Origin of the sequence: Emticicia sp. (assembly GCF_049241225.1) — a bacterium.
Classification (GTDB): domain Bacteria; phylum Bacteroidota; class Bacteroidia; order Cytophagales; family Spirosomataceae; genus Emticicia.
Genome location: NZ_JBMLRC010000141.1, coordinates 1 through 9708 on the forward strand (window position 1 = coordinate 1; position 9708 = coordinate 9708).

At 40.6% G+C, this 9708-nt stretch carries 3 protein-coding genes; all 3 read right to left on the reverse strand.

Features of this window, described 5'->3' with window-relative positions:
• A partial coding sequence (locus tag ACOVO2_RS08380; RefSeq protein WP_421769525.1) for a hypothetical protein occupies positions 1-6698 on the reverse strand: 6698 nt, incomplete at its 3' end.
• Positions 6699-6747: 49 nt separating this feature from the next.
• Positions 6748-9063 carry a 3-coathanger stack domain-containing protein gene (locus ACOVO2_RS08385; RefSeq protein WP_421769526.1) on the reverse strand — a complete coding sequence of 772 codons (2316 nt, stop codon included), beginning with the start codon at positions 9061-9063 and terminating at the stop codon, positions 6748-6750.
• Positions 9064-9246: 183 nt separating this feature from the next.
• Positions 9247-9708: 4Fe-4S binding protein (locus ACOVO2_RS08390; protein ID WP_421769527.1), on the reverse strand; the 462-nt coding region annotated here is incomplete at its 5' end.

Here is a 9708-nt window from a genome sequence, read left to right on the forward strand (position 1 = left end):
GCTCGGTAGTATCTCGTAATTGCGGCAGTAGTACTGTTTGTTAAAGTTGTGGTAAAGTTTAATCCACCAACTTGCTCATTGGTGTATGTTCCCGATGGAGTCGTTGACGATTGCCAAGTTGGTGTACATGTTCCCGAACCTCCGATTACCGTAGCTTCTATACTAATATTTCCGCCCGAACAAATTGTGCGGTCGCTTGCATCTACAACTGTAATTTGCGGGTCAGGTACGATTTGTATTTGATGCACGTTCGATGAAAAAGCCTCTGCTCCGCAAGCATCTGTCACTTTTCTTCGGTAATAAGTCGTTTGGGTTAAGGCTGGCGGGTCATAGGTCGTTGAATTTGCTCCAACTATATCTGTAAAATTCGTTCCATCTGTTGAGCTTTGCCATTGATACACATAATCTAACTTTCCGCCACTGGCTAAACTTACACTCGAAATCGCCCCAGCATTATAGCCCGAACAATTAATAGTGCTTGATGATGTTTCTATGCTTCCGCCGTTCAATGCTGGCAAAATATTGATACTGAAAGTTTGCGTACCGACGCAACCAGTCGAACTATTTTTAATGTTTAATGTAAAATTCTGATTACCCGTTTTACCTGCTGGAATTATTACCGAGATTGGAGATAATGGAAGATTGGTTTCAGCAACTGCCACAAAATCTGGCATCGTTGAAGTCAAGCTATATTTATCAGGATTATTTGTTGGTGAAGTAAATGGAAGCTCAAAAGTCGTAGCAATATTGCAGAGGCTACTGACTGTTCCCAATGAGATTGTTGGCAATGGGTTTGAGCTTATAGTTTGCACCAAAGACGCAAGGCTTGTACATGAATTTTCGGTGCAGGTGGCACTATAAGTTCCTGCTGATGAGACGTTTAATGTACTTCCTGTTACTCCCGTATTCCAAGTAATCACACCAGCACACCCATTGGCCGTTAGTGTGGTCGAACTTCCCACACAAAAACTGGTATTACCCGAAATTGTGGGTGCAATTGGTACTGAATTTACAGAAATAGTTGTGGTCTGCGAAACTGGACTCACACAATCATTTACGGTACAAGTAGCATTATAAGTACCTGCTGTTGAGACACTTAAGGCACTATTGGTGACACCCGTATTCCAAACCACAATTCCCGAACACCCACTTGCTGTGAGGGTGGTTGAGTTACCAGCACAAATACTTGTATTTCCAGATATTATTGGTGCTGATGGAATAGCATTTACTACAACTGTTTGTTTTGTAGATGGTACGCTCGAACAACCTTTCACCACACATATAGCATTGTAAGTGCCTGATGCTGAAACACTTATTGAGGTTGCACTCGCATTATTCGACCAAACAACTGTTCCAGCACAATCACTTACACTTAATTGGATACTCGTTCCAGCACAAACAATATTATCAGCATCATCAGAAATAACGGTTGGTGCATTGGGAATTGGATTAACCGTGATGGAATGAATATTTGATGATAAACTCGTACATGAATTTTCGGTACATGTTGCACTATAAGTACCTGCTGTTGAAACAATTAAAGTACTTCCTGTCGTAGCATTACTCCAAGTAACTGTACCTGCACAGCCACTAGCTGTTAAGGTAGTAGAGCTACCTTCACAAATACTTGAATTACCTGAAACTGTTGGAGCAGCCGGTATGTAATTTACTGTAACTTTTACCGGACTCGAAACCGATTGATTACAAGCACTTGAGCCTGTGCCAGTACATGAGTAGTTTACTCTGTAATATCTTACTGATGGACTTGAAGATGCATTGGTAAGCATTTTAGAAAAACTTAAACCTCCAGTTTGTTCAACTGAATAAGTTCCCGATAGCGTTGTAGCTGACTCCCAAGTGGCAGTGCAAGTTCCCGAACCACCTATTACTGCTGCCTCCAAATTTAAAACTCCTCCCGAACAAATTATACGGTCGGCGACATCTGTAATCGTAATCTGTGGGTCAGGTACGATTTGAATTTGATGCACATTTGATGAATAAGCCACTACCCCACAAGCATCGGTTACTTTTCTTCGGTAAAAAGTTGTTTGTGTAATGGCGGGCGGATTATAAGTAGTAAGATTTTCTCCAGCGATATCTGTGAAATTTTGATTATCTGTTGATGATTGCCATTGATAGACATAAGCAGTTTTTCCGCCACTTGCTGCACTAACATTCGAAATTACACCCGCGTTATAGCCAGAGCAATTAACAGTGCTTGATGAAGTTTCTATACTACCTCCAATCAAAGCAGGTAAAACAGTTATGCTAAAAGTTTGCGAACTTGCACAGTTAGTTGTGCTATTCTTTACATTGAGCGTAAAAGTATGATTACCTGTTTTACCAGACGGAATAATAATATTTATTGGGGAAACAGGTAGCAACGCATCCGAAACTGGTATAAAGTCTGGCATTGTTGACGTCAGACTATATCTATTTGGATCATTAGTGGTTATCGTGTATTGTAAATTAACAAAAGTAGTGTTACTACAAATACTATTTAAAGGAGTGACTGTAATTGTTGGATTTGGATTTACTATTATGTTTTGTGTTGTAGAAACAGCACTCGTACAACCATTCAATGTACAACGAGCATTATAGGTTCCTGAATTAGACACAGTTATTGTAGATGTCGTTGCACCATTCGACCAAATCACTGATCCAGTACATCCGTTTGCCGTTAAATTTATACTTGTTCCTTCACAAACTGTATTATCTGCATCATCGGATGTGATACTTGGAGGAGCAGTTAACGGATTAACTACAATTGTCTGAACAGATGACAGCGGGCCATCACAACTTTCTAATCGACAAAAAGCGGCGTAAGTGCCCGAAGAAGCAACAGGTATGGTACTCCCTATGATTCCATTAGACCAGATAACCGAACCGGTACATCCATCAGCTGTTAGTTTAACTATTGTTCCAACACATACTGTATTATCTGCATCATCAGATGAAATAATGGGTGCTATTGGTCTTGGATTAACAACAATTGTTTGGGCCAATGATGCCGAACTTTCACACCCATTCACCCTACAGATAGCAGTGTATGTTCCTGACACAGAGACCATTAAGATCGCACCTGTACTTCCATTTGACCATACTGTTGTTCCTGTACATCCACTTGCTATGAGATTCGTAGCATTTCCTTCGCAAATAATTGTATTTCCAGTGACAGTGGGTGGGCTAGGCACAGGATTAATCTGTAAAGTTGCAGAGGTGGTTGAGCTTTCGCAATTTGTATTTGATACACATTTAAATTCGTAAGTTAATGTTGTGGCGTTGGTATAATTCGAAGGAGTTATAGTAAGCGAACCTCCATTTGTCCAGCTTCCATTATTTAGGCGATACTGTGGATTTCCTGCCGTACATGTCGTAGATAAACTAAACCCAGACTCATTATTACAGAATGTCGTTTTATTTGCTGAATTGACAATAACTGGAGTTTCAGGAATTACACTTACATTAATTGTTACAGCCGTTCTGACTGTCTGACAAGTTAAATTAGCCGTAATTTGCTGTTCACGAGCTACATAATACGTAGTCGTTGTTGTAAGCGTTGGTGTAATAAAACTCGTTCCTGTAATTATCGGACTCAGACTTGTGGCTTCCGAATACCATTTATAATTCGTTCCAAATGGACTAACCACAGAAAGAGTTTTAGAACCACTTCCGCAAATATCTGGAGTGTTTCCTGAAACACTCGGAACATCTGCCCATCCTTGTTTCGATACAGTAATATTTGCCGTAGCTGTACAATTTCCTGAATTTACCGTAACTTTATAGGTATCCGAACTTCCTGATTGCACTGTGTTATTTACTTCGTAAGTCTGATTGGTAGCCGAAGCAATAACTCCACCTAAATTCTGCCACTGATAAGTATATGTACCATTGCCCCCCGCAGGATTTGCGGTCAAAGTTGTAGCAGAATTCAAAACACCTATCATACAAAAAGCATTCGTACCAGCAATAGCAACCGTAGTATTTGCCGTAACCTCTACATCAATTTTTGCACGTGGGCTTTCGCAATTATTGACATCTCTCTGACTCACATAGTAACTTGTAGTTCCTGCTGTGTTGGTGGCTGGAATAGTGGCGGTAGCACTTGAACTTCCTCCTGTTGCGTTCGTGCCATACCATAGTAAAGTATTCGAACCAGTGGCAACGGCCGACAAAGCAACAGGAGTAGCATTTTGGCAATAATTTACGGGAGTCGATACAGTTGGTGCAAGGGGTAAATCGTTGATTGTTACTGTAATCGTTACTTTAGGACTTTCGCAGTTAGCCGGTGATGGGCTTTTTTGACTCACTTTAAAAATCTGTGTTCCAACTGTAGCAGTATTAGGTGTAGGAGCTGTGGCTAAAATCACATCATTTTCATCGTACCAAACCAATGAGTTAGAACCTGTGGCAGAAGCAATAAGTGATGTTGAAGGACTATTTTTACAATAACTAATAGTTGTAGTTGTAGTCGGAACAGGTGGAATAGCATTTACAATAACATTTATAGCGGCTCTTGCACTTTCACAAGCATAACTGTTTCTCTGACTCACATAATAGGTAGTTGTACCCAGCGAGGTTGAGGTTGGCAAAGGAGCAGAAGCACTCGAAACACCGCCCGTTGAACTCGTACCATACCACAGCAAAGCATTACTTCCTGTTGCAGTTGCTGATAAATTACTTGTAGGAGCATTTTGACAATAATTGATAGGAGTCGTAACAGTCGGTGCTGAAGGTGTAGGGTTTACGGTAAAATCAGTTTGTGTGCGTAAACTTTTACAACCAAATGTATTTTCTTGTTCTGTCCAATAACTCACAATTCCAGGGGTATTTGGGTCTGTAGGAATTACCTCACCAACTGGCACTGTTCGATTGGTTGCAATAGAAACACTCGAACCACCAAGGGCCTGTCTATACCACCTAAGCGTATTTGAAGCTGTTTCTCTCGTTGCGGTCAAAACAACCGTAGCACCTTGACAAACAACTGCCGAAGCAGGATTGATGGAAACTGGTGGAGCTACTGGAACAGGATTAACATTCACCACAAGGTCGGTCGAAAACGCACTTTCACAAGCACTTTTCGTACAGGTAGCTCTATAAGTTTTTGAACCTACTGCCGAAGGTGTAAATGTATAGATTGCATTGGTGGAAACCACAACCCCACTTTCATACCAAGAGGTTGTACCACCTTGTGCCGAACAACCAGTCGAGTTTAATGTCACCGAAGCCCCCAAACAGAGATTTTGTGGAGAGGCAGTAACAATTGCAGGAACGGTTGGTATTGGTTTTACATTCAGCGTGACTTCTGCCGAAGTACGTGGGCAAGTTGTAGCAGGCCCTTGATTTATCGAACCGTCGTTATCATTATTGGCACTCACATTAAAAATAACTCGACAGCGGTATTTTTTTCCATCTTGTGAGAACGGAATAGCTGTAAAATTTAATGTCTGAGCAGTAGCTCCCGAAATCCCCCCACCGTTACTAACATTTCCCCAAGTGTTAGTGCTTGCGTCTAAAACCTCCCACTGATAACTCGCAACATTGGCAAGTACGTCTGAAGCTACTGGGACTATCAGAGAATAGTTTGTGTTTTCGCAAATAGCTGTATTTGAGATTGTTCCGACATTATTTAAGTATAATGTAGCAGGATTAGAAGTAGCAGAACAACCATTACCATCAGTTGCTTTGTATCTTACCTGTGTACCTGTAACATTTGGGCTACCAGTTGGAGAAATCTGTAATGTATTGCCAGAGAAGACAATCGGAGTAGCACTATTCGTCAATGTACTAAAATTTGTCTCCGAAGGCAGCCTCCTTTCCCATTGATAAATAATCGTACTTCCTGCACCAAGGCTTGTTGTACTTGCATTGGCTAAAAACCGAATACTATTAGGCTCGCAATCAAACTGAGTTACAGGATGTGCTACAATACTTACGCTATTGACAGTTACAGTAACTGACGAACTCGTTGCACTTTCGCAGCCTTCGGCGGTCTTACAAGTAGCTGTATAAGTTGTAGTTGTGGTTGGACTAACAGAAATCGTGTTGGCTTCTTCACCCGTTGACCATTTAGGCGTACCATTCGTACACGAGCCTGTAAGCGATACCGAACTCCCCAAACACACCGAAGCACTCGTCGGCAAAGTTGGTGGAGCAATTACAGTAAATGTAGCTCTATAGTTTGATCCATTATTACTAGAAAACATTATACCACTCCCACAACCATCGAATGGATTTTGCGTATAGATTTCTATTACATAAGTTCCAGGGGTTAATCCATTTAAAACATTGATATTCTGCGAATTATTTCTCCAAGTCTGGTTTCCTCCGCAACCTCCTGCATCATTCGAGGCAAAGCCAAGTACAAAACTCGAAAATGAAGTAGCACTACCGCCACTTGGATAAATGGCATAATTAAAACTACCATTCAAAATATTACAGCCATTGCATTTATATGTATTGTTTTGCCCTCCGTTTATGACCAACGAACATCCAACTCCGAAAACACCCAACGACCCTCCAAAATTCGGATTGGCCGCTTGGTCGGTTTGCAAATCATAATATGTTGGTGAGCCTCCATTCTTACTCAATATCACATATGACTCATAGATGCCTCTATCACTGTTGTTTTGTTGCTGTGCGAATGTATAAATAGAGCAAACAATAAGCGTAATGAAAAGGATAATACTCTTCTTCATAAAGTTATAAATAATAGTTTTGTACCGACTTGTAATATTTCTTTTGTAGTTATTTCTCGCCACCACACCCATCAATAAAAGCCTCAAAGATTGCTCCCGAATCAACTTTAAATCCTGGGTTTAATAAAATTTTCTTGGAGGCATCATATTTGATGTTTGCTCCATTTTCCAGCGAATTTGATGCTGAAATCGTATCAGGCGATTCAAATTTTAATATATTACCGCTTGATAGTTTTCTGGTTAGACTATAGCCAAAACAGGGTGCTTCACCTTGTATATAGACGGTATAGCTTTTGGGAGGTAACGAAATAAAAATTCGATTTTGAGCATCAGTTGCAGTCATAAAAGTAGATGATTTCTGAAGAATATCTGTAAACTTAGTTCCTGCTGGATAACGACTCGTATTGGCAATTAGATGATTGACTTTCAAGCTATCATCATCAAAGTTGATGGCTACTATTACCTCTCGTTTTCCTGCACTTCCCGTAGAGTCAAGTTGGTAAATCAAACTTCGCCAGTGTTTGCCTTTTTGATAGAAATTCGGTGAAGGAACGGGATTCAACGCTCCACCATAATGATTCAAATAATGCACAGTCTGCGAGCCGTTGATGAAGCGTTTCTGAATTTGTAAAAGTTGGTCAATTTCTTTTTTCAAAGGTTGCAAACCCGTAGGATGGTAATCAAAACTGTAAGTATCCGATCCGTAAGTTGTATTGTGTGCAGGATATCCATAATAATCAGGATAAAAAACGGTAGGTACACCCAATTGGTTATTTGTAAGAATATAGGCATACGCCAAAATCGGATTCTTCCAAATCAAAGCATCACCAAAAGTTTGATTCGAACTTCTGAAATCATGATTATTGACAAAGGTTGCTAAGTTGAAACCGCTCATTCCACGAGCATCTCTGAAACTATTATAAAACGCATTTCGAGCATCGGCACCATTATCGCAGGCTTGTTTGAGGGCGTCTCGCAGAGCAAAATCAAATACTTTTGGTTTGATAGCACCTCGAGCCGCCGCACTCATCGAAGCATTTACATCAGCTACCCAATTTTGTATGGCAGGGTTTTCCTGTCCGTACCACTCTCCTACTACCAAATCTGGAATTTTATTCGAGTTATACATTTCTGTAAGCATTTTTCCGATAAAATTTGCTTCAAAATGCTTGATAGCATCCATTCTCAGTCCTCTCACGTTCAGTTCATCATAAGCCCATTTTGTCCAAGCAATAAGTGTATCACGAGCCATTGCTTGATTATGGTCGTAGTCGTAAAAATAATCTAAACTTTGCATACTCCACTGCGGTCCTAAACACGTAGTTGTAGCACCTCCTGTTGTACTGGCTCCACCTTCATTCCAGTTGGGTCTGAATGATTTCCAGTTACTCCCACCACGTCCACTCGGCAGGCCAGTAAAATCAGTATAAGTCTGAAACTGAACTTTGTAGGCCGCTGAATTCCAATTTGATGGATTGGCAATATCAGTATTTTGACCTGTGTACCAAATTTTCGAAATTCTATGGTCAGTATAATCACCACATAGATTTATTGCTTGAATCACCAGTGTATCGCCCGTTGCATTAAAGTCGGTAGCATTGAGCGTTATCTTAAATTCATCAATGTCATTCGTAAAATCAAACGTATTCCAGTAGCCCTGCTTCAAATTCGCTACATACTCAGCACCCGAAGCAGCAATATCGTTACTAACCGTTATAGCCGTATTCCTCGGGCTACAACCATTCACAAACTCCCATGCTTGTCCGCCACCTGCCTTAGTGGTCGTGGCAAAAAACATAATTTTCTTGCCAACATATCCTCCTGAGCGTGAGCCAATACTTACGTAGTATGTACCAGTACCTAAACCAGTTGAACCACCAATCGGAATAATCATTCGCACACGGTCAGATGGAAACGGTGATTTATAAGAAGTACCAGGGCAAAATCCATCGTTTCGCCCTGCATAAAACAACATATATTCTTTTACTGCATTATTGGCTTCGGGGTTTCCTCCATCACGATGATTATACACCATATCGCCCACCGGCTTGAGATTATTTGCCATGAAGGTGGCAACCATATCTTTGATTTCTTGCTTGGTGCCAAGCGATGTTTGGGTGGAGTTTTGGCCAATAAACAAATCTTTAGGGTCATAGCCACCCGATTTATTGCCATTACCTGCAAACGGAGGAAACCAAATGTGCGTGAAGCCTGCGGCAGAAAGTTCGGGGGCTTTACTTTTAAGGGTATCAGACCAATTATAGCCTTGTCCTGTCTTTGGGTAATCCCAATAAAAACCTTGAAGAAGCACTTGCTGTGCAAAAATAGAAGATAATCCTCCGAGATAAACCCAGAGGAACAGCATAAAGCGTTTCATTGGTAAATTTGGTTATAAGTATTGTCGTAAAACCAAATTTAACATAAATGTTGTAATTTACAACATATAAAATAGATTTTTTTTATAATAACTATAATTATATTAATATTACACACAAAATACGAACTACCAATATATTTGGAAACTATGTAAATGGATGAGAGTCATTTTCTATTTCTCCATCAAATTTCCCAACAACACATCAGGAGCAATCATTACTCGACTACCAGTTTCGGCATTTTCGAGATTTAAAACGCCACGTGGACAAACTGCCGAACAAACTCCACATCCTACACACGACGAACGCACGATGTCTTGTCCTTTTTGGGCGTAAGCACGTACATCTATTCCCATTTCGCAGTGCGTTGAGCAGTTGCCACACGAAATACATTGCCCACCATTGGTTGTGATTCTAAACTTCGATTTGAATCTTTGTATTATTCCAAGATAAGCCGCCAGCGGGCAACCAAATCTGCACCAAACTCTATTGCCCATGAGTGGGTAAAAACCAGTACCTACAACGCCCGAAAATATCGAACCAATCAAGAAACCATAGCTCGATTTTAGGCTTTCGGTAGGAATAAAACCGAGTAGATTATAGCTACCAGTAAAGTAGGTATAAAGCACGCCGAT

Excerpts from the sequence above, each read along its gene's own strand:
- ACOVO2_RS08385 (WP_421769526.1), bottom strand. The coding sequence starts at position 9,063 with ATGCTGTTCCTCTGGGTTTATCTCGGAGGATTATCTTCTATTTTTGCA.